Consider the following 26,878-nt stretch of genomic DNA (forward strand, 5'->3'; position numbering starts at 1 on the left):
CTGGCCGAATCGATCCGCAGGTGTAACCGCGCGCAGATGCGGGTACAGGTCAGTGACCCGTCTGCCGACGGCCGCCCGGGCCGCGGCCCTGCCGGAAAGTGATGGATATGCGCCTGGTTGCGGCCGTGCTCACCGCCGTGATCGTCCTGGCTTCGACGGCCTGCTCGCCCGGTGAACGCGTCGACCTCGGGTCGGACGCAGGTAATCTGATCGCCGCCATCGCCGGTGAACCCGACCAACTCGACCCGCAGAAGACCAGCGCGTACTTCTCGTTCGAGGTGCTGGAGAACGTGTTCGACACCCTCGTCGAACCGGACGCCGACCTCACCATGCGTCCCGCGCTGGCCCAATCCTGGGAGACCTCGCCGGACCAGCTGGTGTGGACGTTCCGGTTACGTCGCGGCGTCACATTCCATGACGGCAGCCCGCTGACGGCCGCCGACGTCGTGTACTCCTACCGCCGCGTCATCGACGAAAAGCTGGCCAATGCCGACAAACTCAGCGCCGTCACCGATATCGGCGCCCCCGACGAGCACACCGTGCGGATCACCGTCGCGCACCCCACGCCGAACCTGCTGACCAATCTCGGCGGTTTCAAAGGCATGGCGATCGTGCAGCGTCGCAACGTCGAGGACGGTCAGATCGCCACCCACCCCGTCGGCACCGGCCCGTTCGCCTTCGTCGCACGCAAGAGCGGCGATTCGATCACGTTGCGCGCCAACGCCAGATATTGGGCCGGTGCGCCGAAAATCCCCGGGGTGACGTTCCGGTTCATCAGTGAACCGTCGACGGCGTTGTCGGCGTTGCAGGCCGGTGAGATCGATTGGACCGATGCGGTTCCCGCTCAGCGCGTCGGCCAGTTGCGCAACGACGACTCCCTGCACCTCGCGGTCACGCCGAGTAACGACTATTGGTATCTCGCCCTCAACCAGGCCCGCGCACCGTGGAACGACGTGCGGGTACGCCAGGCGGTCGCCTACGCCATCGACCGGCCCTCGATCGTGCAGGCCACCAGTTACGGTACGGCGCAGGCCAACCAGCTGGCCATCCCGGAAGGGAATCCGTGGTTCGTGCCGTACGACCGCTACCGCCGCGATATCGAGAAATCACGCCGGCTGCTGCAACAGGCCGGTGCGGCGCCGAAGACCATGGACGTGCTGGTCACCACCGAGTACCCGCAGACCGTCACCGCCGCCCAGGTGATCGCCGACAACCTTGCGCCGCTGGGCATCACCGCCAACATCCGCACGGTGGACTTCGCCACCTGGCTCGACGAACAGAACAGTGGACACTTCGACATGCTGATGATGGGCTGGCTGGGCAATATCGACCCCGACGACTTCTACTACGCACAGCATCACACCGGCGGCGCCAGCAATGCCCAGAAGTTCTCCGACCCGCGCGTCGACGCGCTGCTCGACGCCGGCCGCACGCAGACCGATCGGCAAGCGCGCAAGGACGATTACGCGCGCGCGGCCACCCTGATCGCCGACGAGGTGAGCTACATCTACCTCTACAACCCGGCGGTCATCCAGGCCTGGTCACCCAGCCTCGGTGGCTACGAGGCGCGCCGCGACAAGGCGATCCGGTTCCGCGACGCCGTACTGCAGGCCGGCGGTGAGAATCGGTGACGGTACTCAAATTCCTGGTCCGCAGGTTGGCCTACTCGCTGGTGGTGCTGGTCGGTGTGCTGATCGTGGTGTTCGCGCTGGTGCACCTGGTGCCCGGAGACCCGGTCCGGATCGCGCTCGGTACCCGCTACACCCCGGAGGCCTACCAGGCGCTGCGCCAGGCCAGCGGCTTGGACCGGCCGCTGGCCGCCCAGTTCGCCAGTTACCTCGGCCATGCCGCCACCGGAAACCTCGGCGTCAGCTTCCGCAACGGCGACCCGGTGACGCAGGTCTTGCTGGAGCGGTTGCCGGCCACGGTGTCCTTGGCCGTCGTCGGAATCGTGCTGGCCCTGGTGATCGCGCTGCCCGCCGGCATCTACGCGGCGTTACGGGAGGGGCGGATCAGCGACGCGATTGTCCGGGCCACAAGTCAATTCGGGGTTTCGGTGCCCGACTTCTGGCTGGGCATCCTGCTCATCTCGCTGTTCTCGTCGGTGCTGGGCTGGTTGCCGACGTCGGGGTACCGGCCACTGTTCGACGACCCGGGTGGTTGGTTGCGTCATGTCATCCTGCCGGGACTCACCGTCGGACTGGTGGCCGCGGCGATCATGACCCGCTATGTCCGGTCGGCGGTGCTGGAGGTCTCGGCGATGGGTTATGTCCGCACGGCGCGCTCGAAAGGCCTTCCGCCGCGGGTGGTGACGCTGCGTCACACCGTCCGCAACGCGCTGGTGCCGATCCTCACCATCACCGGGATCCAGTTGGCCACCATCCTGGGTGGGGTCATCGTCGTGGAGGTGGTGTTCGCCTGGCCGGGGCTGGGCCGGCTGGTGTACAACTCGGTGGCGGCCCGCGACTACCCGGTCATCCAGGGCGCCGTCCTGCTGATCGCGGTGCTCTTTCTGGCGGTCAACCTGCTGGTCGATCTGCTCTATGCGATCGCCGATCCGCGAATCAGGCTGTCATGAGCGACCAACGGGTCAAGGCCTGGCGTCTGCTGGCGGGCAACCCCGTCACCGTGCTCAGCGCCGCCGTGCTGGCCGGCGTCGTCGTCATCGCCCTGACGGCGGCGTGGATCACGCCGTACGGCGTCAACGACGTGAACGTGCCACAGGCGCTGCGCCCACCCAGCGGCGCGCACTGGCTGGGCACCGACGAATTGGGCCGGGATGTGTTGTCCCGGGTGCTGGTTGCCGTCCAGGCCTCGATGAAGGTGGCGGTGGTCAGCGTCGCCTTCGCCGCGGTCGTCGGGGTGACGTTGGGGGTGCTGGCCGGGTATCGCGGTGGGTGGCTGGACACCGCGGTGATGCGCGTGGTCGACGTGCTGTTCGCGTTCCCGGTGTTACTCCTGGCGCTGGCCATTGTCGCCATCCTCGGGCCGGGTTCGGGCACAACGATTCTGGCGATCGGCGTGGTGTACACGCCGATCTTCGCGCGGGTGGCCCGGGCCAGCACACTGTCGGTGCGGGTGGAACCCTACGTCGCGGTATCGCGCACCATGGGCACCGGTTCGGGCTATATCCTGGCCCGGCACGTCCTGCCGAACATCACCGGCCCGCTCATCGTGCAGACCTCCTTGTCGCTGGCCTTCGCGATCCTGTCCGAGGCGGCCCTGTCCTTCCTCGGGCTCGGCCTGCAGCCGCCGCAGCCGTCACTGGGCCGGATGATCTTCGACTCACAAGGCTTCGTCACGCTGGCGTGGTGGATGGCCGTGTTCCCCGGCGCGGCCATCTTCGTGATCGTGTTGGCGTTCAACCTGTTCGGCGACGGCCTGCGCGACGTGCTGGATCCCAAACAGCGCACCATGATCGAGGCCAGGAGGCGACAATGACCGATCCAGTGCTGGCCGTGGACGACCTGGCCGTCCGGATCGGCCGCCGGGAGATCGTGCGTCAGGTGTCCTTCGAGGTGGCGCGCGAGCAGACCCTCGGCATCGTCGGTGAGTCCGGCTCGGGCAAATCGATGACCGTGCTGGCGGCCACCGGACTGCTCGACGCGCCAGGGGCGGTGGTCAGTGGCTCCAGCGTGCTTGCGGGGCAACAGGAACTGGTCGGGGCGTCAGCCCGGACGCTGCGGCAGGTGCACGGCGGCCGGATCGGTTTCGTCTTCCAGGACCCCGGGACGTCGCTGAACCCGCTGCTGACCGTGGAGCAGCAGATCATCGAGACGGTGCAGACCCACAAACGTCACACCCGCCGCCATGCCCGGGCCCGGGCGCTCGAACTCCTCGAGGCGGTCGGCCTGCCCGAACCGCAGAACCGGTTGCGCAGCTACCCGCACCAGCTTTCCGGCGGGCAGCGTCAGCGCGTGATGATCGCCATCGCGCTGGCTTGCGATCCCGAACTGCTGATCGCCGACGAGCCCACCACCGCACTGGATGTCACGACACAAGCCCAGATCATCGCGCTGGTCCGGGATTTGCAGCGGGATTTCGGTACCGCGGTGGTGTGGATCAGCCATGACCTCGGCGTCATCGGTGAGGTGGCGGACACGGTCACCGTGCTGCGAGACGGGGCGGTGGTCGAGCGGGCGAGCGTCGACGGCATCTTCACCGACCCGCGCGAGCCGTACACCCGCGAATTGCTCAGCGCCCGACCGGTATTGGGGGGCGGCGGTCCCCCACCGGCGCCCGCCGACGCGGAGGTGCTGTTGGAGGTCGACGGCCTCGACGTCCGGTTTCCGGTGAGCACACCCGTCGGCAGGTCGGTGGTGCATGCCGTCAAGGATCTGTCGTTCCGGATCCGGCGCGGCACCACCCTGGGCCTGGTGGGCGAATCGGGTTCGGGAAAATCCACGGTGGCCGCGGCGCTCACGGGCCAGCTGGCGCCCGACTCCGGTGGTGCACGCCTCGACGGCACCGATGTGCTGCATGTGCGGCGCGACCGGCAGCGGGCGGTGCGGCGAAGGATCAGCCTGGTGATGCAGGATCCGTTCGCCGCGCTGAACCCGCGGATGCCGGTGGGGGTCTCGATCACCGAGCCGTTGGCGGTGCATCGCCTGGTCGATCGCCGGGCGCGGGCCGCCCGCGTCGGGGAGCTGCTCGACGCGGTCGGGTTGTCGGCGTCGTTCGCGTCCCGCTACCCGCATGAGCTCTCCGGTGGACAACGCCAGCGGGTGAACATCGCGCGGGCGCTGGCCGTGCAGCCCGACCTGCTGATCCTGGACGAGGCCACCGCGTCGTTGGATGTGTCGGTGCAGGCCAAGGTGCTCGACCTGTTGCGGGACCTGCAGCGCGACCTCGGGTTGACCTACCTGTTCATCGCACACGATCTGGCGATCATCGAGCGGTTGAGCCACGATGTACTGGTGCTGCGTGCGGGTGAGTCGGTCGAATACCGTCCCGCCGGGGACCTGTTCGCCGCTCCCGAACACGAGTACACCCGGGACTTGCTGGCGGCGGTGCCGCCGGATCGGTTGGCGCGTGCCTGAAAGGGATTACTGGAACCACAACGCCGCATACCACGGCCGGCTGGTCAAGATCGCGGCCGAACACGCCGGGGAGGTGCTCGACGTCGGCTGCGGTGAGGGCCTGCTGGCCCAGCGGCTGGCGCGCGTATCCCGGACCGTGACCGCGATCGATCCCGACGCCGCCGCGGTCCGGCGAGCCCGGGCCCGCGTCGCATCGCTGCCGAATGTCACCGTCACCGAAACGTCGTTCGCATCGTTCGATCCGGGCCCGCAACGATTCGGGCTCATCACCTTTGTCGCCGCGCTGCACCACATGGACCTGCGCGCGTCGCTGACGAAGGCACGGGATCTGTTGGCACCGGGCGGCACCCTCGCCGTTGTCGGTGTGGCTGCCAACGGCAGCGTCGGTGACTGGATCGTCGACGGACTGCGGGTGCCGTTCGCCCGGGTCGCCGGCGTGCTGCACGGCGAGACCCGGAACATCGGCGTGGTGGTCGCCGAACCCCGCGAATCGTTACGCGAGATCCGGCGTACCGCCACGCAGATCCTGCCGGGCGTGTCCATCCGCCGCGGCCTGTACTACCGCTACCTGCTGCGCTGGCGCAACGTCTGACCGGTGCTCACCACCGGTCGTGCCGGATGATCCCGGCCGCGTCGGGCATCAGGCTCAAGCCGGTGTTGCCGGTCGTCCCCGGCGTCGAGGCCGACCAGCCGAGGCCCTCGCACACCAGGTCGGTCGGCATGGAAACCTGTGTCGGCACCGGAACTCCGAAACCGCTGAGGGCCGGCATGGTCAGCTGCGGCGTCGGCAGGAAACCCGTCAGGCCACCGGTTCCGGTCGGCGGAGCCAGGGACGGCTGCGGGACAAAATCGGCTGCCAAGCCGGCGGCCCCCGCCATGGGAGCCATCAGCAGTCCGGGCACCGCTCCCGCGATCGCGCCGGGAATCGCACCCGCCACCGCACCGGGAACGGCGCCGGCGACGGCTCCGGGCACCGCGCCGGCGATCATCGCTCCCGGCAGCGCCGCCAGGGCACCGGCCGGAGCACCGCCACCCACCGCGCCCGCATTGACGGCGGGCGCCGTGATCGTCTGCACGGCACCGAGGGCTCCGGTGCTGGCCATCAGGGGGCCCACCGCGCCGGTGGTCAGACCGCCCGACGCCGCACCACCGCCGCCGCCGGCACCACCCGCGGCAGCACCGCCACCACCAGCGCCGCCCGCGGCGCCACCGCCACCACCGGCTGCCCCGCCGCCGGCACCTCCGGCGGCTCCACCGCCGCCCGCTCCACCGGCTCCGGCGCCACCGGCACCGCCGCCTCCGGCACCACCTGCCTCGGCACCACCGGCAGCTCCACCGCCACCGGCGCCCGCACCACCGCCACCGCCGGCACCACCGCCGGCGCCACCGCCACCGGCACCGCCGCCTCCGGCCCCGCCGCCCCCGCCGGCACCTTCACCGCCGACGATCGCGGCCGCGGGTACAGCTGCTTCGCCGCCGCCGACTACGGGCGCTCCACCGGGAATCGCCACCGCGGCAGCATCCTGTACCGCTGCCGCAGCCGGCCCGCCCGCACCGGCGGCATCCGTCACCGCTGCCGCCCCGTCGACGACACCCGCGGCGGGGCCACCCGCGCCCGGCGTACCCGCACCAGCGCCCGGCGCGCCGACCGCGGCTTCCGGAGCCACCGCCGAGTTGAGTCCGGTCGTGGCCATCAGCGGGCCGACCGACCCGGAGTCCAACAGCACCGGAGCGCCTGCCTCTGCCGGAGCGGCCGCCCCAGCCGGCATCTCACCCACGATCGGGGCACCAGCACCACCGGCGCCGCCCGCGCCGGCGCCGCCAGCACCCGCGCCACCGGCACCTCCGGCGCCACCGGCTCCGCCAGCGCCGCCCGCTCCGCCGGCACCCGCACCACCGGCGCCCGCACCGCCGGCACCTCCTCCGCCGGCGCCACCAGGACCCGCACCGCCCGCGCCTTCGGCACCCGCGGCACCGGCACCACCGGCACCGCCTGCACCACCACCGCCGCCCGCGGCCGCGCCCTCAGCGCCCGCTCCGGCGCCACCACCACCGGCTGCCCCGCCGCCACCGGCAGCTCCACCACCGCCGCCACCGGCACCGCCGCCTGCTGCACCGCCGCCACCGACCGCGGGAACCCCCGCAGCGGCTTCGATCGGTGCGCCGACCACCGCCGGCGCCGCCACGCTCTCCCCACCGACCGCAACCGCAGGAGCCCCCGCGCCGGCGGCACCGGCCGCCGCCGCAGCCAACGGAGCCGCCGCGATGGCCGCCCCGGTGCCCGCGCCGGCAGCGCCACCGGCCACCGCACCACCGGCAGCCCCGACCGCACCACCCGCGGCACCGCCGGCAATGGCGCCCGGCACGGCCGCGGCGACAGCAGCCGGAACGGCTGCAGCCGCGGCGCCCGGCGCACCGCCGCCGACCTCGACCGCAGGAGCGGCCACCTCGACCGGCGGGGCCGCGACCTCCACCGGTGGGAGCGCAACCTCCACGGGCGGGGCCGCCACCGCGACCTCGGCCGGCACCGCAACGGCTCCCGCGGTCCCGCCACCGGCGGCCCCACCACCGGCCGCACCGCCACCGGCGGCACCGCCACCACCGCCGCCACCGCCTTCGACGACAGCGGCCGCAGGCACCGCAGCACCACCACCGGCACCTCCGCCGGCACCGGCACCACCGCCACCTGCACCTCCGGCAGCCGCGCCACCACCACCGGTTCCGGCGGCACCACCGCCGGCACCAGCACCACCGCCGCCGCCACCGGCCGCGCCACCACCGCCACCGGCACCCTCACCGCCCCCGACCGCGGCCACGGGTGCGGCGCCACCACCGGCACCGGCACCCTCACCGCCGACGACGGCCGCCGCCGGCGCGGCGGCATCGCCTCCAACAGCCGCAGGCACCATCGCCTCGGCCACGGGCGCGCCCGCCGCGCCGGCCGGGGGCGCCACCGCGGCAGCATCGGCGATCGGCGCGCCGACCGGATCAGCACCGGCAATCGCCGCCGCCTCCAAAACCTCGCCGTTCAGCGCACCCGCGGCCGCGTCACCGGCACCTTCGGCACCGCCGAACGGCGCACCCGCCGGCACTCCTGCGGCGTCAGCGATCGGGGCTCCCGCCGGCACTCCCGCGGCATCGGCGATCGGGGCACCCGCCGGCACTCCCGCGGCATCGGCGATCGGGGCACCCACCGGCACTCCCGCGGCATCGATGATCGGCGCGCCGACGGGAGCGCCACCTGCCGCGGGCGCGCCCGCGGCCAACCCCACCGGAGCACCCGCACCGCCGACCGCTCCACCACCGGCACCACCGGCACCCGCGCCGCCACCTGCGGCACCACCACCGCCGGCGGCACCTGCACCGCCGGCAGCACCGCCACCACCGCCCGCAGCGCCGGCGGCCGGCGCGGTGCTCGCCACGCCGTTGGCGGCGCCGGCCGGCGGGATCACGACGGGTTGCGCAGCGGCGCCGGTGAACGGCGCGGCCAATCCGCCGCCGCCCTGCCCGCCGGCCGGCGGCGCGGCGGCCGCCTGCTGCACCATGCCGACACAGGGCACGCCGGGGCTGGCCTTGAACGCCGGCTGCGCCTCCGCGGACGCGCTGAGCGCCAGTGCGGGCGAGCACAACGCGGCCGTCGCGACGATGCTGACGGCCAGCCGATTCGACTTACTACGCATGTTCTCCCCATGTGCTTATTGACGCCCGAGTCAGGGTTGAAGGTAAGTCCCATCTGTGTAATTTCCGCGTTCGACAGATTCGACGGTTATCGATCCGATACGAAGGCGAGCCGACGCTGTGACAGAGCTGGGCAAGTACTGCCGAAACCCCACAGAAACCGCCGCTCAGCCCGGTCGTAGCCTGAGCCCATGACCGATCTCGTGCTCGTCGACATCGCCGACCGCGTCGCCACCATCACCGTGAACGACCCGGACCGCCGCAACGCGGTGACCGCCGACATTTCCCGGGCCCTGCGCGCCGCCGTCGAGGCCGTCGAGGCCGACCCGGGAGTGCATGCGGTGATCGTCACCGGTGCCGGCAAGGCCTTCTGCGCGGGCGCGGACCTGACCGCCCTGGGCGAAGCCGCCGAGGACGGTCTGCGGGTGATCTACGACGGCTTCCTGGCGGTCGCGAACTGCACCCTGCCGACCATCGCCGCCGTCAACGGCGCGGCGGTCGGTGCCGGGCTGAATCTTGCGCTGGCAGCCGACGTCCGCATCGCCGGACCGGCGGCGCTGTTCGACCCGCGCTTCCAGAAACTCGGCATCCACCCCGGCGGGGGCGCCACGTGGATGCTGCAGCGCGGCGTCGGACCCCAAATTGCTCGTGCCGCATTGCTTTTCGGCAAGCGCTTCGACGCCCACGAGGCCGTGCGCTACGGCCTGGCACTCGACGTGGCCGATGACCCGGTGGCCGCCGCACGCGAGCTGGCGGCCGGACCGGCGGGCGCACCGCGAGACGTGGTGCTGGCCACCAAGAAATCGATGCGCGCCACCGCAAATCCCGGCTTCCTGGACAACGAACAGCACGCGCTCGCGGTCGACATCGAGATCACCCCGCAGGCCCGCTCCATCGAGTCACCCGAGTTCCAGAGCCGGCTCGCCGCAGCGAAGAACAGGTGACTACAGATCGGCCAACGCCAGCTCCGGCGTCTCGATCAGATCGCGTAGTTCACAGAGAAACTCGGCCGCCTGGGCACCATCGGCGATGCGGTGGTCGAAGGCGCAGGTCAACGACATCGTCGGGCGCGCGACCACCACGGCACCGTCGACCACCACCGCGCGCGGTTTCAACGATCCCATCCCGAGGATGGCGGCCTCCGGATAGTTGATCACCGGCACCCCCTCGTCCAGCCCGAGTGCACCGAAGTTCGACACCGTGAACGTCGAGCCCATCAGTTCGGCCGGACGCAAGCCGCCACCGCGGGCACCCTCGACCAGCCGCGCGACCTCCTCCGCCAACGCGCGCGTGGTGCGGGCGTGCGCATCGACAACCACCGGCACCAGCAATCCACGCGACGTCGCCACCCCGATGCCGAGATGAATCGACGAATGGCGATGTATCCGTGGGCCTTCCGGGGTGTCCACCCAAGTCGAGTTCAACAGTGGGTGATGCTGCAGGGCCAGCGTCAACAGACGCAGGGTCAGCACGAACGGCGTGATCCGCAAGCGCTGCGCCAGCGCCTGCAGGTGCGTCCCGTCCGCGACCACCGAGGCATGGGCATCAGGAATCCTACTGCGCGACATGGTCATTCGCTTTGCCATCTCGGCCTGCACGCCGGTGAGCGGCATCAGCTCCGACGTCGCCGAAACGGCCAGCACGTCATCGCGGGTGACGATTCCGTCCGGCCCCGTCGGCGTCAGCGCGGTCAGGTCCACCCCGGTGTCGCGGGCCAACTTCCGGGTCGACGGCTTGGCCCTGGCGCGCCGCGATCCGTCCATCCGCTCGTCGGCACCGTACCCCACCAGCACTGGACCCGAGCCGGTGTCGCTCCGCTCGCCGGTGCCCGATTTCCCGTCGCTCCGCTCGCCGGTGCCCGATTTCCCGTCGCTCCGCTCGCCGGTGCCTATTCTCCCGTCGCTCCGCTCGCCGGTGCCTATTTTCCCGTCGCTCCGCTCGCCGGTGCCCGATCCCTCGACCCGCACCAGCACCGCCCCGACCGCGAGCGTCTGGCCCACCGCTCCGCCGAGTTCGGTGATCCGCCCCGCATACGGGCTGGGGATCTCCACCTCCGCCTTGTTCGTCTCCAGCGTGCACAGCACCTGGTTGAGTTCCACCGTGTCACCCACATCGACCGACCAGCCCGTGATGGTCGCGTCCTCCAACCCCTCCCCGAGATCGGGCACCCGGAACTCGAACAGCTGTGAATCCGTCACTGCGCCATCGCTTTCTCGATGCAGTCCAGCAGCCGGTCCACCCCGGGCAGCCACAACTTCTCCAGCCGGGCCGGTGGGTACGGCGTGTCGAAACCGGTGGCCCGCAAAACGGGTGCCTCCAGGTCGTAGAACAGATCCTCGGAGATCCGGGCGGCCAGTTCGGCTCCGAATCCGAGCGTCCGCGGACCCTCGTGCATCACCACACAGCGGCCGGTGCGCCGCACCGACTCGGCCACCGTCTCGAAGTCCAGTGGATTCAGCGTGCGCAGGTCGACCACCTCGACGCTGACGCCCTGATCCGCGGCGATGCCGGCGGCGTTGCACGCGGTGTCGACCAGTCCGCCGTAGGTGAGCACCGTGACGTCGGTACCGTTGCGACGCACCGCCGCCCGCCCGAACGGCAGCACCGGGGTCTCGGTGTCGACGGTGCCGCGGGTCCAGTACCGACGCTTGGGCTCCAGGTAGATCACCGGGTCAAGGCAGGTGATGGACTGCCGCAGCAGCCAGTACGCATCCGCCGGGGTGGACGGCACCACCACCTTCAAACCCGCGGTGTGCAACCAATAGCTCTCGGTGGACTCCGAATGGTGCTCCACCGCACCGATACCGCCGAACGACGGGATGCGGACGGTGACCGGCATGTCGATATCCCCATGGGTACGGGTGCGGTACTTGGCCAGATGGCTGACCATCTGGTCGAATGCCGGCGCGGAAAATCCGTCGAACTGGATCTCCGGAACCGGCACCAACCCGCGCACCGCCATCCCGATGGCGATGCCGATGATCGCCGACTCGGCCAGCGGGGTGTCGAAACACCGCAGCGCACCGAAGGTCTCGGCCAGGCCGTCGGTCACCCGGAACACGCCACCCAAGGTGGCGACGTCCTCGCCGAACACCAGCACCCGGTCGTCGGCCGCCATCGCGTCGTGCAGTCCCTGGTTGATGGCCTGCGCCATCGTCATGGTGAGCAACGAGGGCCGCGGCTCCGGGAAATCGCCCATGGGTGGGCGTTCGATGATCTGCGTCATGTCAGGCCTCCTTTCCCAGTTCGACGAGCAATTCGTCACGTTGCCGGGCGAGTTCGGGGGTGATGTCGTGATAGACGGCGTCGAACACCTCCGCGATACCGGGGTCGGGTGCGTCGACGACGGCCTCGCGCAACTCCGCGCGCAACCGCGCCGCCTTGGCCGCGACCCGCTCGGTCACGCGTTCGGTGAGCACCCCGGTCGATTGCAGGTATGCCGTGTAGCGGGTGATGGGATCGCGTGCCGCCCACTGTTCGACGTCCGCCGCGGTGCGATACCGGGTGGGGTCGTCGGAGGTGGTGTGCGGGCCCATCCGGTAGGTGATCGCCTCGACGAACGTCGGACCGCCACCGCTGCGCGCCCGCTGTGCGGCCTCGGCCACCACCGCGAAACAGGCCAACACGTCGTTGCCGTCCACCCGCACGGCCGGCATGCCGTACCCGGCGGCCCGCTCGGCCAGCGACGACGCGGCGTGCTGATGGCTGACCGGAGTGGAGATGGCGAACTGGTTGTTCTGGATGAAGAAGATGGTCGGGACCGCGAACACCGCCGCCAGGTTGAGCGCCTCGTGGGCGTCACCCTCGGAAGTGGCACCGTCACCCATGAAGGCGATGGTCACCGAGTCCTCCCCGAGGCGCTGCGCGGCCATCGCCGCACCGACGGCGTGCAGTCCGTGGGTGCCGATCTGGATGGAGATCGGCGCACAGCATTTCTCGGTGAACGACAGGCCGCCGTGCCACGATCCCCGCCACACCGCACCCATCTGGGCGGGGCCGATACCGCGGGTGAGGAACGCGCCCAGCTCGCGGTACTGCGGGAACAGCCAATCGGTCTTCCGCAGGCAGGCCGCGGCTCCCACCTGGGCGGCCTCCTGGCCTCGGCACGACGCGTAGAGGGCCAGCTCGCCCTGGCGCTGCAGGTTCACGAACTCGATATCGAGCTCGCGGGTCAGCACCATCAGTTCGTAGAGCCAGGCCAGCGTCTCCGGCGGCAGGTCACGCCGGTAACGGGTCTCGGGAGTGGGTGAGCCGTCGGCAGCCACCAGCCGCACGGGCTCGAAAACCTCAGCCATACCGCCTCCTTCAGGTGACGGCATGTTCGGCCGTCAGTCCGCGAGGTGCTCAGCGCCGTGACGGTGGGCCCGATCCCCCTGGTGCGGGGGTGCCGGCTGGCTACCCGGGTGTGGAGCCAGCGCGACGATCCGTGCTGCCCGTCGCAGTACTGGGGCACTTCCCAGTATGCCCTCGGATCGGGCGTGGCCACGGTGAACGGCGGTCACGAGTTGGCTGCGTGTCGCCGATCAGGCGGTCTTGACCGGGCGCACCGGCTCAGCGGGGTGCCAGCGCGACGATGCGTTCCGCGCGCCGCAGCACCGGCGCGTCCACCATCAGACCCTCGTACTGGAACACGCCGCGCTGCCTGCCGGCTTCGTCGAGCACCGCCCGCGCCCACCGCACCTCGTCGTCGCTCGGCGCGTAGGCGTCGCGGATCACGGCCACCTGGGTGGGATGGATGGCGACCTTCGCGTCGAAGCCGACGGCGACGGCGTCGTCGCACTCCGCCCGCAGCCCGTCGAGATTCTTGATGTCCAGGTACACCGAATCCAGCGCCATCCGCCCGTAGGCCTTGGCGGCCAGCAGCGTCTGCGACCGGACGTGATGGGCGACGTCACGGTAGCTGCCGTCCGGCCGGCGGTTGGCGGTGCCGCCGAGCACCGCGAACAGATCCTCCGCGCCCCACATCACGGCCAGCGTGTTCTCGGGCCGCACCAGCTCGACGACGTTGAGCGCGCCCAGCGGGGTTTCGATCAGGACCACCACCTGCAGCGGTGCCAGCGCCCGCACCTGGTCGGCGTGTTCGGTCTTGGCGAGCATGACCGTCGAGTACTCGGTGCGCGCCAGCGCCGCCAGATCGAGCTCGTGGTCGGGGGTGCCCGCCGGGTTGACGCGCACCACCGTGCGGGTGGGGTCCAGCGGGGTGCCGATCAACGCCTCCCGCGCGGCTGCGCGGTCATGGGCGGCCACCCCGTCCTCCAGGTCCAGGATGACGATATCGGCTGCCGCAGCGGCCTTTCCGAACCGCTCTGGACGGTCGGCCGGACAGAACAGCCAGCCCGGGCCGGCATTGGCGAGCGACACTAGGCCTCCTGCGGTTTCTTGCGCACCATGGTCTGGCGCGTGGCGGTCGCCACGACGTCGCCGTGCTGGTTGCGACCGGTGTGCGCGAAGGTGACGATCCCCTCCCCCGGCCGGCTCTTGGATTCGCGTTTGTCGATGACCTCGGATTCGGCGTACAGCGTGTCGCCGTGGAACAGCGGCTTGGGGAAGGCGATTTCGGAGAATCCGAGGTTGCCCACGATGGTGCCCTGGGTGAGCTGGGCGACCGACAACCCGACCAGCGTGGACAGGGTGAACATCGAGTTCACCAGCCGCTGGTGGAACGGCGGCAGCGCGTCGGAGAACGCCGCGTCCAGGTGCAGGGCTTGCGTGTTCATCGTCAGGGTGGTGAACAGGACGTTGTCGGCCTCGGTGATGGTGCGCCCGGGCCGGTGCAGATACAGCACACCGGTCTCGAACTCCTCGTACCACAGCCCGCGCTGTTCCACGGTTCGCTTGCTCACAAGCCCAATTCCCGCCCGATCAGCATCAGCTGCACTTCGGTTGTGCCCTCACCGATTTCGAGGATCTTGCTGTCCCGGTAATGCCGGGACACCGGATACTCGTTCATGAAGCCGTACCCACCGAAGATCTGGGTGGCGTCCCGGGCATTGTCCATCGCGGCCTCGCTGGACACCAGTTTGGCCACCGAGGCCGCCTTCTTGAACGGCTTGCCGGACAACATCAACGCCGCGGCGTCGTAGTAGGCGGTGCGTGCGGCATGCGCGCGGGCCTCCATCCGGGCGATCTTGAAGGCGATGGCCTGATACGTCCCGATCTTGGCGCCGAACGCTTCCCGCTCCTTGGCGTACTTCACACACTCGTCGACGCAGCCCTGCGCCGCACCGACCGACAGCGCCGCGATGGCGATGCGGCCCTCGTCCAGGATGCGCAGGAAGTTGGCGTAGCCACGGCCGCGGTCGCCGAGCAGGTTCTCGGCGGGCACCCGGACGTCGTCGAAACTGAGCGGATGGGTGTCCGAGGCGTTCCAGCCGACCTTGTTGTAGGCGGGTTCGGCGGTGAACCCCGGGGTCGGCACCGGCACCAGGATCGAGGAGATCTCCTTCCTGCCGTCGGGGCCCTCGCCCGTCACCGCGGTGACGGTGACCAGCTTGGTGATATCGGTGCCGGAGTTGGTGATGAACTGCTTGGAGCCGTTGATGATCCAGCTCGCCCCGTCCAACTTCGCCGTTGTCTTGGTGGCCCCGGCGTCGCTGCCGCCACCGGCCTCGGTCAGTCCGAAGGCGCCCAGCGCCTTGCCGCTGGCCAGCAGGGGCAACCATTCCTGCTTCTGTGCCTCGTTGCCGAACCGGTACACCGGCATCGCGCCCAGGGACACCCCGGCCTCCAGGGTGATCGCGACGCTCTGGTCGACCTTGCCGAGTTCCTCCAGGGCCAGGCACAGCGCGAAGTAGTCGCCGCCCATGCCGCCGTACTCCTCGGGGAACGGCAGGCCGAACAGGCCCATGTCGGCCATCCCGGAGACGACCTCGTACGGGAACGAGTGCTCCTCATCGTGTTTGGCGGCCACCGGCGCGACGACGCTCTGCGCGAAGTCGCGGACGGTCTTGGCCAGCTGGGCGTAATCGTCGGGCAGTCCGCCCGTGGACAGGAAATCACTCATTGTTGGGTCTCCTTGGTTGCGGCGGTGATTCGGGCCAGCGGCTGACCCACCTTGACCTGGTCGCCGACGGCGACGAGAAGTTCGACCACGCCGTCGACCGGCGAGGACAGCGCGTGTTCCATCTTCATGGCCTCGACGGTGACGACGACGGCACCGGATGCGACGGCGGCCCCGTCGGTGACGCCGACGGCGACCACCGCCCCGGGCATGGGGCTGACCAGTTCGGCGTCCCCGGAGTGCTCGTCATCGGGGCGCACCGCCGCCTCGCGCACCTCGTGTACCACGACGGTGCGGTGCGGCCCGGCCAGCCAGACGTGCGGACCGTCGGCCGCGACGATGTAGTCGGTGCGCAGGCCGTCCACGGCGACGGTGAGCTCGCGGCCGTCCAATCGGGCTGTCAGCGGATATGTTCCGCCGTCCTCGACGGCCGCGACACCGGCGTCGGGGCTGCCGGTGATCCGCACGTGGTCGACACGCTCACCGGCCTGCAGCCGGAACACACTCGGTGCCCGCTGCCCGGTGCGCCAACCGGACGGCACCGACCACAGGTTGTCGTCGGCGGCGGCCCACTGCCGCAGCCACCGGTAGGCGGCGGCGGCGATGAGCTCTTCGTCGGTGGCCGGGGTGGTGGTGTAATCGGGCAGCCGGCGATCCAACAGGCCGGTATCTAGTTGCCCGGCAACGACTTCCGGATCGTCCAGCAGGAATCGCAGGAAGTCGATGTTCGTGGTGACGCCCAGTACGGCGGTCTGGGCCAGGGCCCGGTCCAGACCGCGCAGCGCGGCCGACCGGTCGTCGGCGTGCGTGATGATCTTGGCGAGCATCGGGTCGTAGTCGCTGCCGACGACGGTGCCCGCGTAGATGCCCGAATCGACGCGCCCCCGTTCAGGTTCCACCACGTCCAGAACGGTGCCGCCGGTCGGCAGGAAGCCGTTGGCCGGATCCTCGGCGTACACCCGGGCCTCGATGGCGTGCCCGCTGAGCGCGACGTCGTCCTGCCGCAGCGGCAGTTGTTCACCCGCGGCGATGCGCACCTGTAACTCGACCAGATCGACGCCGGTGACCAGTTCGGTGACCGGATGTTCCACCTGCAGACGCGTGTTCATCTCCATGAAGAAGAACTCGTCGGGCTTGTCGGCCGAGACGATGAACTCGACGGTGCCGGCGCCGGTGTAGTCCACGCTGCGGGCGGTGTTGCAGGCCGCCTCACCGATGCGGGCCCGGGTGGCCGCGTCCAGCAGCGGCGACGGGGCCTCCTCGATGACCTTCTGGTGCCGCCGCTGCAGGCTGCATTCCCGCTCACCCAGGTGGATGATGTTGCCGTGCCCGTCGGCGAGCACCTGCACCTCGATATGCCTGGGCCGCAACACGAATCGCTCCAGGAACAGGGTGTCGTCCCCGAACGCCGAGGCCGCCTCGCGCCGGGCGCTGACCAGCGCGGCCGGCAGTTCGTCGGCCGAGTGCACCACCCGCATGCCCTTGCCGCCGCCGCCGGCCGACGGCTTGACCAGCACGGGGAAGCCCACCTCGGGGGCACCGGCGATCAGGTCGTCGTCGGTGAGGCCGGGCCGGGAGATGCCGGGAACCACCGGCACCCCGAACGCCGATACCGCGGCCTTGGCGGCGATCTTGTCGCCCATGGTGCCGATGGCGGCCACCGGCGGGCCGATGAACACGATGCCGGCCGCATGCAGCGCGGCCGCGAAATCGGCGTTCTCGGCCAGGAACCCGTAGCCGGGATGCACGGCCTGGGCGCCGGTGCGGGCGGCCGCCCCGACGATGGCGTTGATGTCGAGGTAGCTCTGCCGGGCGGCGGCCGGGCCGATGCGGACCGCGGTGTCGGCCTCGGCGACGTGCCGGGCGCCGGTGTCGGCGTCGCTGTACACGGCAACCGAGCGGATCCCCATGGCGCGGAGCGTGCGGATCACCCGGACGGCGATCTCGCCGCGGTTGGCGACCAGGACGGTATCGAAGAGTTGGACGGTCATCTGATCACATCCTGAAAACGCCGTAGGACACCGGCTCTAGCGGAGCCTGTGCGACAACCGAAAGTGCCAGACCGACAACCGTTCTGGTGTCGGCCGGGTCGATGACGCCATCATCCCAGAGGCGTGCGGTCGAGTAGTACGGATTGCCCTGGTCCTCGTACTGGGCCCGGATCGGCGCCTTGAACGCCTCTTCTTCCTCCGGCGTCATCTCGCCGCGCACGGTGGCCAGCACCGAGGCGGCCTGCTCACCGCCCATCACCGAGATCCGGGCGTTGGGCCACATCCACAGGAACCGTGGTGAATACGCGCGCCCGCACATCGAGTAGTTTCCGGCGCCGTAGGAGCCGCCGATCACCACGGTCAGCTTGGGCACCCGCGCGCAGGCCACCGCGGTCACCATCTTGGCGCCGTGTTTGGCGATGCCGCCGGCCTCGTAGGCACGGCCCACCATGAACCCGGAGATGTTCTGCAGGAACAACAGCGGGGTGTTGCGTTTGTCGCACAGCTCGATGAAATGCGCGCCCTTGACCGCGGATTCACCGAACAGCACACCGTTGTTGGCGATGATGCCCACCGGGTGACCGTGGATGCGCGCAAAACCGGTGACCAGGGTGGTGCCGTAGTCGGCCTTGAACTCCGCGAACTGACCGCCGTCCACGATGCGGGTGATCACCTCGTGCACGTCATAGGGCACCCGGGCATCGGTCGGTACGACGTCATAGAGCTCGGTCTGGTCGGCCACCGGGTCCACGGTCGGGACCACCTCCCACGGTGGGTCGCGGCGCGGGCCAAGGGTGGACACGATGCGCCGCACGATGCGCAGCGCGTCGCGGTCGTCGTGGGCCAGATGGTCGGTCACACCGGAGATCTTGGAATGCAGGTCGCCGCCGCCCAGTTCCTCGGCGGTGACGATCTCGCCGGTGGCGGCCTTCACCAGCGGTGGTCCGCCCAGGAAGATGGTGCCCTGGTTGCGCACGATGACGGCCTCGTCGCTCATGGCGGGCACGTACGCGCCGCCCGCGGTGCACGAGCCGAGCACCGCGGCGATCTGCGGGATGCCCTGCGCGCTCATGGTGGCCTGGTTGTAGAAGATCCGGCCGAAGTGCTCGCGGTCGGGGAACACCTCGTCCTGACGCGGCAGGAAGGCGCCGCCGGAGTCCACCAGATAGATGCAGGGCAGCCGGTTCTGCGCGGCAATCTCTTGCGCGCGTAGGTGTTTCTTGACCGTGATCGGGTAGTAGGTGCCGCCTTTGACCGTGGCGTCGTTGGCCACGATCATGCATTCGCGTCCGGACACCCGGCCGATACCGGCGATCAGTCCCGCGCCCGGGCAGTCCCCGTCGTACATGCCGTCCGCGGCCAGCGGCGCGATGTCCAGGAAAGGACTGCCGGTGTCGAGCAGGCCGTCGACGCGGTCCCGGGGAAGCAGCTTGCCCCGGCTGACATGGCGATCCCTGGACTTCTCCGGTCCGCCGAGAGCGGCCTCGGCCAATTTGGTGCGCAGCTCGTCCACCAGGGCGACGTGCGCGTCGCGATGTGCCATCGCTGAACCCATTTCAGTTGAGTTAATGACGACTAACTCGTGGTATGTTAATCACGACTAACCGAAATGTCTACAACCGGACGGAGGCCGCGCATGACGACGCAAACCCCGCGCAGCAAGGCCAAATCCGACCGCCGCGATCAACTGATCGCCGCCGCCGAACGCCTCATCGCCGAGCACGGCTACCTGGCGGTGCGGCTCGAGGACATCGGGTCCGCCGCGGGTGTCAGCGGTCCCGCCATCTACCGGCACTTCCCCAACAAGGAAGCGTTGCTGACCGAACTCCTGGTCGGGATCAGCACCCGGTTGCTCAACGGCGCCACCGAGGTCGTCGCGGTGGCCGCCGACGCCCACCAGGCACTCGACGGGCTCATCGACTTCCACCTCGACTTCGCGCTCGGCGAATCCGACCTCATCCGCATCCAGGACCGCGATCTCGCGCACCTGCCCGCGCAGGCCAAACGCCAGGTCCGCAAGGCGCAGCGGCAGTACGTGGAGATCTGGGTGGACACGCTGCGCCGGCTCGACGACACCCTCGACGAGGCCGACGCGCGGCTCAAATCGCAGGCCGTGTTCGGATTGCTCAACTCGACCCCGCACAGCGTCAAGGCACCCACGCTGACCCACAGCTCGCGGGCGGTTTTGCGGGCGATGACCGTCGCCGCGCTGGCCGCCACGCCGTAGCTGCCGTGCGCAACGCGGTGTGACCGCACGGCGACGCGTCGCCGGGCCGCGCGGGTACCCTGCAGCCATGAGGTGGGCATGACCAATTCACCACGCGGCGATGAGCCGACCCGGCGCCTTGACGGCCGCTACGGCGACGCTTATCCCGGCTATCCCGGTTATCCGGGTTACTCCGATCCCGCGTACGCCGGTCAGGGCCCGTACGGCACACGGCCCACCGAACCGCTGCCCGCCTATCCGGCTTATGACCCGGCGTATGCGACCGGCCCCTACGGGGCGCCGCCCCAGCAGCCGCCGGTCCCCGGCGACCCGGTGCCCCCGGACGGCCCGCGCCCGCCCCGCTGGCTGTGGTTTTTGGCGGCCATCGCCATCGTGGTGGTGCTCGGCCTGGTCATCGCGCTGGTGATCGTGAACAGCTCCCAGCAGGACACCGTGGTCGCCCCCGTGCCCTCGCTGGCCGAACCGACCACCACCACCGCGCCGACCACCACACGCCGGCCGACCACCTCCACCGTCCCGGCGCCGGCGCCGTCCTCGTCGCCCACCACGTCCACCACACCGGGCATACCGGGCGCCGACCCCGGCGCCACCGAGACCGTCGTCTACGACGTCTCGGGGTCCGGCCGCGCCATCAACATCACCTACGTCGACACCGGCGGCGTGCTGCAGACGGAGTTCAACGTGCTGCTGCCGTGGAGCAAGCAGGTCGATCTGACCAAACCCGCCAAGGGTTCGGCCAGCGTCAGCATCATCAATGTCGGGCGCCAGGTCAGCTGCTCGATCACCATCGACGGCGCCCAGGTGCAGCAGCGCAGTGGATCAGGCCTGACGATCTGCAGCCCGATCGGCTGACCCGCGCGGGGTCTGCACCCCCAGCATCAGCAGCAGACCGAGGATCAACACCACACACAACCCGCCCATGCCGGCGCGGTCGCTGTGGAACACGTCGATGAACAACGCGAACAACGCGGGTGCCAGGAAGGTCGCCGCCCGCCCGGTCATGGTGTACAGACCGAACGCCACGCCTTCCTTGCCCTCGTTGGAGATGCGCAGCATCTGCGTGCGGGCCGCCGACAGGGTCGGCCCCACGAACAGGCACAGCAGCAGCCCACACACCCAGAACGCCAGCGGACCCGACAGCGCCATCAGCGTCAGCGCCACCACGATCATCAGGCTCAGCGCCCCGATGATCACCGGCTTCGCGCCGATGCGATCGTCCAGCCAGCCGCCGGCCACCGCGCCCGCGGCGGCCACCAGGCACGCCGCCACGCCGAACAGCAGCACCGTCGCCGACGAGATGCCGTACACGTTGACGCCGAGCACGGCGCCGAAGGTGAACACCCCGGTGAGCCCGTCGCGGAAGACGGCGCTGGCGATCAGGTAGTAGACGACGTTGCGGTCCCGCCGCCACTCCCCTTTCACCTCTGCCCACAGCGTGCGGTAGGCCGCCACGATGCGGACCGGGCGGTGCGCGGGATCGGCGGGCGGCGCCGGCGCGGAGAGCAGCAGCGGCAGCGCGAACACCAGCAGCCACACCGCCGTCAGCACCATCGCGGCCCGGACATTCTGGCCGTCGTCGGTCGGCAGGCCCAGCAGCCCGCCGTCACCGGCGATGAAACCGAGGTAGACGATGAGCAGCAACGCCACGCTGCCGCCGTACCCGACGGCCAGGCCCGCACCGGACACCCGGCCGGAGTTCTTCGGCGTCGTCAGCTGCGCCAGCATCGCGTTGTACGGCACGGTCGCCAGGTCGTTGCACGCCGCGGTCATCGCCAGCAGGGCCAGCCCGGCCCACAGGAAGTGGTAGTCGGAGCGGATCAGCGACATCGACGCGACCAGCGCCGCCGCGGCCACGGTGAGCGTGACCAACGCCCGGCGGCGCCGGTGCGCGGCGTCCACCCAGATGCCGGTGACCGGTGCCAGCACCGCGACGATGACGCCGGCGATGGTCAGGGCCCGGCCCAGCCAGCTCGCCGGCGTGGTGTCCCCCGGCAGGTCCTTCCCGACGGCACTGGTCAGGTAGACGGAGAACACGAAGGTCACGACGATCGCGTTGACGCCGGTGGCCCCGCAGTCGTACAGAACCCACGACAACACTTGCGAACGCCGCGCCCCGCGCGACTCCGACACGGGGCTGCCCATGGCCGCCACCCTATAAGTCCTTACGATTTCGGCATGCCTGTACCCGCACCCCACCCCGACGCCCGCGCGGTTGTCACCGGCGCCTCCCAGGGCATCGGTGAAGCCCTCGCCGCGGACCTGGCCTCCCGGGGCCACCACCTGATCATCACCGCCCGCCGCGGCGAGGTGCTGGCCGAGCTCGCCACCCGGCTCACCGAGAAGTACGGCGTCACCGTCGAGGTGCGCGCCGTCGACCTGGCCGACCCGGCCGCCCGCGACGTGCTGTGCGAGGAACTGGCCGGCCGCAACATCTCGATCCTGTGCGCCAATGCCGGCACCGCCACCTTCGGTCCGGTGGCCAAGCTGGACCCGGCCGGCGAGAAAGCCCAGGTTCAGCTCAATGCCATTGCGGTGCATGATCTTTGCCTGGCGGTGCTGCCCGGGATGATCGAGCGCAAGGCCGGCGGCATCCTGATCTCCGGCTCGGCGGCGGGTAACTCGCCGATCCCGAACAACGCCACCTACGCGGCCACCAAGGCCTTCGCGAACACCTTCAGCGAGTCGCTGCGCGGGGAGCTCAAGGGCACCGGCGTGCACGTCACGCTGCTGGCCCCCGGTCCGGTGCGCACCGAGCTGCCGGATGCGGACGAGCGCTCGTTGGTGGAGAAGCTGATCCCCGACTTCCTGTGGATCAACACCGAGTACACCGCCAAGCTGTCGCTGGACGGCTTGGAGCACAACAAGATGCGGATCGTGCCCGGGCTGACGTCCAAGGCGATGTCGGTGGCCAGCGGGTACGCGCCGCGCGCCATCGTCACGCCGATCGTCGGCGCGGTGTACAAGAAGCTCGGCGGCGACTAGATCGGCCCCGATTGTCCACTTGGGACACGGTGTTCGACCGCACGCGTGTCCTGAGTGGACATTCGGCCCGCCTACCGGCGCCGGCGGCCCGTCCCGAAGATGCTGCGGGTGATCTCGCGGCCGATCACTGTGCCGGCCGAGCGCATCGCGCTCTTGAACGCCGGGCTCTCCACCATCTTCTCGAAGAAGCCGGGCTCGGCGGCGTTGCGGGCGGTCGCGGTGCCCTCGATGTCGGCGCCACCGGTGCTCACCGGCGGCGGCAGCTGATCGGCCGGGGCCGGTGCGGCTGGGGGTGGAGCGAGCTTGGCGTTGAGCTTCTCGTAGGCCGATTCGCGGTCGATGGTCTGCCCGTAGGTGGCCTGCAGCGGACTGGCCGCGGCGGCCGCCTTGATCGCGTCCGGGCCGATGGTGTCCATCAGCGACCGTGGCGCCCGCATCCGGGTCCAGGCGACCGGCGTCGGGGCGCCGCGCTCGGACAGCACCGTGACGATGGCCTCGCCGATACCGAGTGACGTCAACGCCGACTCCAGGTCGTACACCGTCGTCTTCGGGTACGTCCGCACCGTCTTGGTCAGCGCCTTCTGGTCGTCGGGGGTGAATGCGCGCAAGGCGTGCTGCACCCGCGCGCCCAGCTGCGACAACACGTCGTTGGGCACATCGGTGGGCAGCTGGGTGCAGAAAAACACGCCGACACCCTTGGAGCGGATCAGCTTGACCGTCTGCTCCACCTGCTCCAGGAACGCCTTGGACGCGTCGGCGAACAGCAGGTGCGCCTCGTCGAAGAAGAACACCAACTTGGGCTTGTCGACGTCGCCGACCTCGGGCAACGTAGTGAACAGGTCGGCCAGCACCCACATCAGGAAGGTGGAGAACATCACCGGCCGCGCCGCCTGGGCACCCAGTTCCAGCAGTGAGATGACGCCGCGCCCCTGCGCGTCGAAGCGGATCAGGTCCTTGGGTTCCAGCTCGGGTTCACCGAAGAAGGTGTCGGCCCCCTCCGCCTCCAGGTTCACCAGGGCCCGCAGGATCACCCCGGCGGTGGTCGGCGACACCGCGCCGAGGTTCTTGAGTTCGGGCTTGCCCTCGTCGCTGGTCAGGTACTGGATGACGGCCCGCAGGTCCTTCAGGTCCAGCAGCGACAGCCCCTTCTGGTCGGCCCAGTGAAAGATGAGCCCGAGGGTGGATTCCTGGGTGGCGTTGAGTCCCAAGACTTTCGACAACAGAATGGGCCCGAAACTGGTGATGGTGGCCCGCACCGGCACCCCGATGCCCTCGGTACCCAGCGACAGGAACTCCACCGGGAACGCCGTCGGTGTCCCGTCGTCACCGGTGTCCTTGGCGCGCTGGGCGGTCTTGTCCCCCGCCTCCCCGGGCCGCGACAGACCGGACAGGTCGCCCTTCACGTCGGCCATCAGCACGGGCACGCCGGCCGCCGACAGTTGCTCGGCCATCACCTGCAGTGACTTCGTCTTGCCGGTGCCGGTGGCGCCCGCGATCAGACCGTGCCGGTTGACGGTGGCCAGCGGGATGCGGACCTGAGCGGCGGGATCCGCGACCCCGTCGACCACCACGGTGCCCAGCTCCAGGGCTTGTCCCTCAACGGCGTAACCTGCGGCGATCTGCTGTGCGGGGGTTGCGGTCGATTCTGAGGTCATGGCCAGACCCTACTGAACGGCGCCCCATTTGGGTGGGTGCGGGCAGCTGATTGGCGAGGGTGCGAATACTGTGGATCGCTGTGCGTGAAGAACTGGTCTGGATCGACTGCGAGATGACCGGGCTGGACCTCAAGTCCGACCGGCTCATCGAGATTGCGGCCCTGGTCACCGACGCCGACTTGAACATCCTCGGCGACGGCATCGACGTGGTGATCCATGCCGACGAGGATGCCCTGTCCGGCATGGTCGACGTGGTCGCCCGGATGCACGCCAGCTCCGGCCTCGACAAAGAGGTGCTGGCGTCGGACATCGATCTCGCGACCGCCGAGAAAATGGTGCTCGACTACATCCGCAGCCACGTCAAACAAGCCAAAACGGCGCCGCTGTGCGGCAACTCGATCGCCACCGACCGCGGCTTCATCGCACGCGACATGCCGCTGCTCGACGAGTACCTGCACTACCGGATGATCGACGTCAGCTCCATCAAGGAACTGTGCCGCCGCTGGTACCCGCGGATCTATTTCGGGCAGCCGGCCAAGGGCCTGGCGCACCGCGCGCTCGCTGACATCCACGAGTCGATCCGCGAGCTGAAGTACTACCGCAGCACCGCCTTCGTGCCCGCCCCCGGCCCGTCTACCAGCGAGATCGCCGCGGTGGCGGCCGAGCTGGGTCCGCCGCAGGCGGACACTGGAGAAACCGATTCGGTTGTGGAGCAGTGAACCGCTAGTATCTACAACGCCGCTCGCGCGGCAATGGTGGCTGTAGTTCAGTTGGTAGAGCACCAGGTTGTGATCCTGGCTGTCGCGGGTTCGAGTCCCGTCAGCCACCCCGATAGGTCAGGGGCCCTCTTCAGGGCCCCTGACCTTTTTCGTCACCATGCCACCAGCTCCCGGACCTCCCGCAACGCCACCGCCAGCTCGGCACGACCCGGCGTCGCCAAGGCCAGCCGCAGGGCGTTCGGGGTGGCCTTGGCGGTGGAGAAGGCGTCGGCGGTGGACACCAGCACCCCACGCTCGGCCAGTTGGTGCGCGATGACGTCCATCCGGGCCTCTTCGGGCAGTCGCAGCCACCCAATGTAGGACGCGGGATGGGCGTGATAATCCAGGCCCTCCAGTTCGGCGCGGGCGAGTGCCTGCCGCTCCCGGGCGTCGTCGCGGCGTAGCTTCTCGACGGCATCGATGGTGCCGTCGGCGATCCAGCGGGCGGCCAATCGGGCGGCGACGGTGGAGGTCCCCCAGCTGGCCGCGCGCAGCGACCGGATCACCGCATCGCGATGGGCATCCGGGGTGACGACGAAGCCGAAACGCAGGCCCGGCGCCAGGCTCTTCGACATGCCGCCGACGTAGAACGTGCGCTCCGGGGCCAGGGCCTGAATGGGTTGCGGGGCAGCGGGATCGAGGAAAGCGTAGGTGGCGTCCTCGATGACGACGGCGTCACGCCGACGTGCCAGCTCGGCGATCCGTTGCCGCTCAGCGATTTTCAGCACGAGTCCGAGCGGGTTGTGCAGGGTCGGCATGGTGAAGATGGCCGCGACGCGACGACTCGCGCACAACCGCGCCAGCGCGTCGAGATCGGGGCCGTCGGTGTCCACCGGGACGGGCGCCAGCTCGATCCGCCGGGCCGCCGCCAGCAGCTTGAGTCCGGGATAGGTCAGCGCGTCGACCGCCACGACCGAACCGGGCGGGGCCACCGCACCGAGCACGGCGTCCAGGCCCTGCTGGCCGCCGGCCGTCAACACCACACTGCGCGGTGCCACGTCGATACCGTGCCCGAGCAGATAGGTGGCGACGGTGGCCTGCTCCCGGGTGCGCCCGCCCGGTGGTTCCTGCCGCAGCAGGCTGAGCAGGTCGCCCTCGGCGGCCATGTCCCGCAGTGCACGCCGTAGATGGTCGGCCTGGACTGGCTCCAGCGGCTGGTTGAACGATAGATCCGCGATGCGGGCCACGGTGCTGTGCCGGCGCGGCTCCAGACCGGCGTATCCGCTGAGGTCACGCACGAAGGTGCCCCGCCCCGGCTCGCCGACCACCAGGCCGGCATCGGTCAGCGCGCGGTACACCTTGGTCGCGGTGGCCACGGCGATGCCGTACTCGGCGGCCAGGGCACGGTGCGTGGGCAGCCGGGTACCGGCCGGCAGGCGGCCCGAGCGGATCTGGTCGGCGAGCCGGTCGGACACTTGTGTGTAGGACAATTTCTTGATTGCACTACCTTAGTGTTCCTAACGTGGCGGCCATGAGTGAATCCGTGCTGCCCGTACTCGACTATCTGCAACGCCACGTCGCGGGAACGCTGCAGCCGGGACAACGCAG

Annotated in this window: 22 protein-coding genes and 1 tRNA gene; 11 read left to right on the forward strand and 12 right to left on the reverse strand. The window is 70.1% G+C overall.

Annotation, left to right across the window (positions count from 1 at the left end):
* Positions 1–107: 107 nt before the first annotated feature.
* The 5 genes from BN977_RS04025 to BN977_RS04045 are packed head-to-tail and all read left to right on the forward strand — an operon-like array spanning position 108 to position 5,631.
* Positions 108–1,631 carry an ABC transporter substrate-binding protein gene (locus BN977_RS04025; protein WP_109790159.1) on the forward strand — a complete coding sequence of 508 codons (1,524 nt, stop codon included), beginning with the start codon at positions 108–110 and terminating at the stop codon, positions 1,629–1,631.
* Positions 1,628–2,578 (forward strand): ABC transporter permease, encoded by a 951-nt coding sequence (locus tag BN977_RS04030; RefSeq protein ID WP_036396442.1) that lies wholly within the window; start codon positions 1,628–1,630, stop codon positions 2,576–2,578. The genes BN977_RS04025 and BN977_RS04030 overlap by 4 nt, the downstream gene beginning before the upstream one ends.
* Positions 2,575–3,441 carry an ABC transporter permease gene (locus tag BN977_RS04035; RefSeq protein ID WP_036396443.1) on the forward strand — a complete coding sequence of 289 codons (867 nt, stop codon included), beginning with the start codon at positions 2,575–2,577 and terminating at the stop codon, positions 3,439–3,441. Before BN977_RS04030 ends, BN977_RS04035 begins: the two co-directional genes overlap by 4 nt.
* Entirely contained in the window at positions 3,438–5,039 is a 1,602-nt protein-coding gene (locus BN977_RS04040; RefSeq protein ID WP_036396444.1) for a dipeptide ABC transporter ATP-binding protein, read from the forward strand. Before BN977_RS04035 ends, BN977_RS04040 begins: the two co-directional genes overlap by 4 nt.
* Positions 5,032–5,631, forward strand: coding sequence for a class I SAM-dependent methyltransferase (locus tag BN977_RS04045; RefSeq protein WP_036396445.1), 600 nt, complete (start codon positions 5,032–5,034; stop codon positions 5,629–5,631). The genes BN977_RS04040 and BN977_RS04045 overlap by 8 nt, the downstream gene beginning before the upstream one ends.
* Before the next feature lie 7 nt (positions 5,632–5,638).
* On the opposite strand, the gene BN977_RS31690 is transcribed toward BN977_RS04045, so the two are convergent.
* Entirely contained in the window at positions 5,639–8,719 is a 3,081-nt protein-coding gene (locus BN977_RS31690) for a hypothetical protein (RefSeq protein ID WP_084172396.1), read from the reverse strand.
* 189 nt (positions 8,720–8,908) lie between these two features.
* Here BN977_RS31690 and BN977_RS04065 point away from each other — a divergent pair, with 189 nt between their 5' ends.
* Entirely contained in the window at positions 8,909–9,661 is a 753-nt protein-coding gene (locus BN977_RS04065; protein WP_036396447.1) for an enoyl-CoA hydratase, read from the forward strand.
* On the opposite strand, the gene BN977_RS04070 is transcribed toward BN977_RS04065, so the two are convergent.
* From BN977_RS04070 to BN977_RS04105, 8 genes are all read right to left on the reverse strand, one after another.
* The gene (locus tag BN977_RS04070) at positions 9,662–10,915 is read right to left on the reverse strand and encodes a dihydrolipoamide acetyltransferase family protein (protein WP_036396448.1); all 1,254 of its coding nucleotides are present in this window, start codon (positions 10,913–10,915) and stop codon (positions 9,662–9,664) included.
* Positions 10,912–11,943 carry an alpha-ketoacid dehydrogenase subunit beta gene (locus BN977_RS04075; protein ID WP_036396450.1) on the reverse strand — a complete coding sequence of 344 codons (1,032 nt, stop codon included), beginning with the start codon at positions 11,941–11,943 and terminating at the stop codon, positions 10,912–10,914. The genes BN977_RS04070 and BN977_RS04075 overlap by 4 nt, the downstream gene beginning before the upstream one ends.
* A 1-nt stretch (position 11,944) precedes the next feature.
* The gene (gene pdhA, locus BN977_RS04080) at positions 11,945–13,012 is read right to left on the reverse strand and encodes a pyruvate dehydrogenase (acetyl-transferring) E1 component subunit alpha (RefSeq protein ID WP_036396451.1); all 1,068 of its coding nucleotides are present in this window, start codon (positions 13,010–13,012) and stop codon (positions 11,945–11,947) included.
* A 256-nt stretch (positions 13,013–13,268) separates the two neighbouring features.
* Complete coding sequence (locus BN977_RS04085) at positions 13,269–14,078, reverse strand: HpcH/HpaI aldolase/citrate lyase family protein (RefSeq protein ID WP_036396453.1); 810 nt, start codon at positions 14,076–14,078, stop codon at positions 13,269–13,271.
* Positions 14,078–14,560, reverse strand: coding sequence for a MaoC family dehydratase (locus BN977_RS04090; RefSeq protein WP_051561035.1), 483 nt, complete (start codon positions 14,558–14,560; stop codon positions 14,078–14,080). The genes BN977_RS04085 and BN977_RS04090 overlap by 1 nt, the downstream gene beginning before the upstream one ends.
* Positions 14,557–15,720 (reverse strand): acyl-CoA dehydrogenase family protein, encoded by a 1,164-nt coding sequence (locus BN977_RS04095; RefSeq protein ID WP_036396456.1) that lies wholly within the window; start codon positions 15,718–15,720, stop codon positions 14,557–14,559. The genes BN977_RS04090 and BN977_RS04095 overlap by 4 nt, the downstream gene beginning before the upstream one ends.
* On the reverse strand, positions 15,717–17,708 hold the full coding sequence (locus BN977_RS04100; protein WP_036396457.1) for an ATP-binding protein: 1,992 nt from the start codon (positions 17,706–17,708) through the stop codon (positions 15,717–15,719). Before BN977_RS04100 ends, BN977_RS04095 begins: the two co-directional genes overlap by 4 nt.
* 4 nt (positions 17,709–17,712) lie before the next feature.
* Positions 17,713–19,251: a carboxyl transferase domain-containing protein gene (locus BN977_RS04105; protein WP_407661167.1), complete on the reverse strand. Its 1,539-nt coding sequence runs from the start codon at positions 19,249–19,251 to the stop codon at positions 17,713–17,715.
* Between the two features lie 66 nt (positions 19,252–19,317).
* Between BN977_RS04105 and BN977_RS04110 the strand changes: the two genes are divergently transcribed.
* Positions 19,318–19,935, forward strand: a complete 618-nt coding sequence (locus BN977_RS04110) for an SACE_7040 family transcriptional regulator (RefSeq protein ID WP_051561037.1) — start codon at positions 19,318–19,320, stop codon at positions 19,933–19,935.
* Positions 19,936–20,013: 78 nt separating this feature from the next.
* On the forward strand, positions 20,014–20,787 hold the full coding sequence (locus tag BN977_RS04115) for an MmpS family transport accessory protein (RefSeq protein ID WP_024453466.1): 774 nt from the start codon (positions 20,014–20,016) through the stop codon (positions 20,785–20,787).
* On the opposite strand, the gene BN977_RS04120 is transcribed toward BN977_RS04115, so the two are convergent.
* The gene (locus BN977_RS04120; protein WP_036396463.1) at positions 20,755–22,077 is read right to left on the reverse strand and encodes an MFS transporter; all 1,323 of its coding nucleotides are present in this window, start codon (positions 22,075–22,077) and stop codon (positions 20,755–20,757) included. The two genes, BN977_RS04115 and BN977_RS04120, sit on opposite strands and share 33 nt — an antisense overlap.
* A gap of 33 nt (positions 22,078–22,110) precedes the next feature.
* On the opposite strand from BN977_RS04120, the gene cmrA reads away from it, so the two are divergent.
* On the forward strand, positions 22,111–22,917 hold the full coding sequence (cmrA, locus tag BN977_RS04125) for a mycolate reductase (RefSeq protein WP_036396465.1): 807 nt from the start codon (positions 22,111–22,113) through the stop codon (positions 22,915–22,917).
* Between the two features lie 71 nt (positions 22,918–22,988).
* Here cmrA and BN977_RS04130 read toward each other — a convergent pair whose 3' ends face one another.
* Positions 22,989–24,572: a helicase HerA-like domain-containing protein gene (locus BN977_RS04130; protein ID WP_036396466.1), complete on the reverse strand. Its 1,584-nt coding sequence runs from the start codon at positions 24,570–24,572 to the stop codon at positions 22,989–22,991.
* A gap of 80 nt (positions 24,573–24,652) precedes the next feature.
* Between BN977_RS04130 and orn the strand changes: the two genes are divergently transcribed.
* Complete coding sequence (orn, locus tag BN977_RS04135; RefSeq protein WP_024453470.1) at positions 24,653–25,291, forward strand: oligoribonuclease; 639 nt, start codon at positions 24,653–24,655, stop codon at positions 25,289–25,291.
* 36 nt (positions 25,292–25,327) lie between these two features.
* Positions 25,328–25,400 (forward strand) — tRNA-His (locus BN977_RS04140).
* Between the two features lie 43 nt (positions 25,401–25,443).
* Here BN977_RS04140 and BN977_RS04145 read toward each other — a convergent pair.
* Positions 25,444–26,769, reverse strand: a complete 1,326-nt coding sequence (locus BN977_RS04145) for an aminotransferase-like domain-containing protein (RefSeq protein ID WP_036396467.1) — start codon at positions 26,767–26,769, stop codon at positions 25,444–25,446.
* Between the last annotated feature and the right edge of the window lie 109 nt (positions 26,770–26,878).

It is taken from the genome of Mycolicibacterium cosmeticum, from assembly GCF_000613185.1.
Classification (GTDB): Bacteria; Actinomycetota; Actinomycetes; order Mycobacteriales; family Mycobacteriaceae; genus Mycobacterium; species Mycobacterium cosmeticum.

Bases quoted from the DNA above. Each gene is read 5' to 3' on its own strand.
- BN977_RS04025 (WP_109790159.1), top strand. From the start codon at position 108: ATGCGCCTGGTTGCGGCCGTGCTCACCGCCGTGATCGTCCTGGCTTCG.
- BN977_RS04035 (WP_036396443.1), top strand. From the start codon at position 2,575: ATGAGCGACCAACGGGTCAAGGCCTGGCGTCTGCTGGCGGGCAACCCC.
- BN977_RS04040 (WP_036396444.1), top strand. From the start codon at position 3,438: ATGACCGATCCAGTGCTGGCCGTGGACGACCTGGCCGTCCGGATCGGC.
- BN977_RS31690 (WP_084172396.1), bottom strand. From the start codon at position 8,719: ATGCGTAGTAAGTCGAATCGGCTGGCCGTCAGCATCGTCGCGACGGCC.
- BN977_RS04065 (WP_036396447.1), top strand. From the start codon at position 8,909: ATGACCGATCTCGTGCTCGTCGACATCGCCGACCGCGTCGCCACCATC.
- BN977_RS04075 (WP_036396450.1), bottom strand. From the start codon at position 11,943: ATGACGCAGATCATCGAACGCCCACCCATGGGCGATTTCCCGGAGCCG.
- pdhA (WP_036396451.1), bottom strand. From the start codon at position 13,012: ATGGCTGAGGTTTTCGAGCCCGTGCGGCTGGTGGCTGCCGACGGCTCA.
- BN977_RS04095 (WP_036396456.1), bottom strand. From the start codon at position 15,720: ATGAGTGATTTCCTGTCCACGGGCGGACTGCCCGACGATTACGCCCAG.
- BN977_RS04100 (WP_036396457.1), bottom strand. From the start codon at position 17,708: ATGACCGTCCAACTCTTCGATACCGTCCTGGTCGCCAACCGCGGCGAG.
- BN977_RS04105 (WP_407661167.1), bottom strand. From the start codon at position 19,251: ATGGCACATCGCGACGCGCACGTCGCCCTGGTGGACGAGCTGCGCACC.
- BN977_RS04110 (WP_051561037.1), top strand. From the start codon at position 19,318: ATGTCTACAACCGGACGGAGGCCGCGCATGACGACGCAAACCCCGCGC.
- BN977_RS04115 (WP_024453466.1), top strand. From the start codon at position 20,014: ATGACCAATTCACCACGCGGCGATGAGCCGACCCGGCGCCTTGACGGC.
- BN977_RS04120 (WP_036396463.1), bottom strand. From the start codon at position 22,077: ATGGGCAGCCCCGTGTCGGAGTCGCGCGGGGCGCGGCGTTCGCAAGTG.
- cmrA (WP_036396465.1), top strand. From the start codon at position 22,111: ATGCCTGTACCCGCACCCCACCCCGACGCCCGCGCGGTTGTCACCGGC.
- BN977_RS04130 (WP_036396466.1), bottom strand. From the start codon at position 24,572: ATGACCTCAGAATCGACCGCAACCCCCGCACAGCAGATCGCCGCAGGT.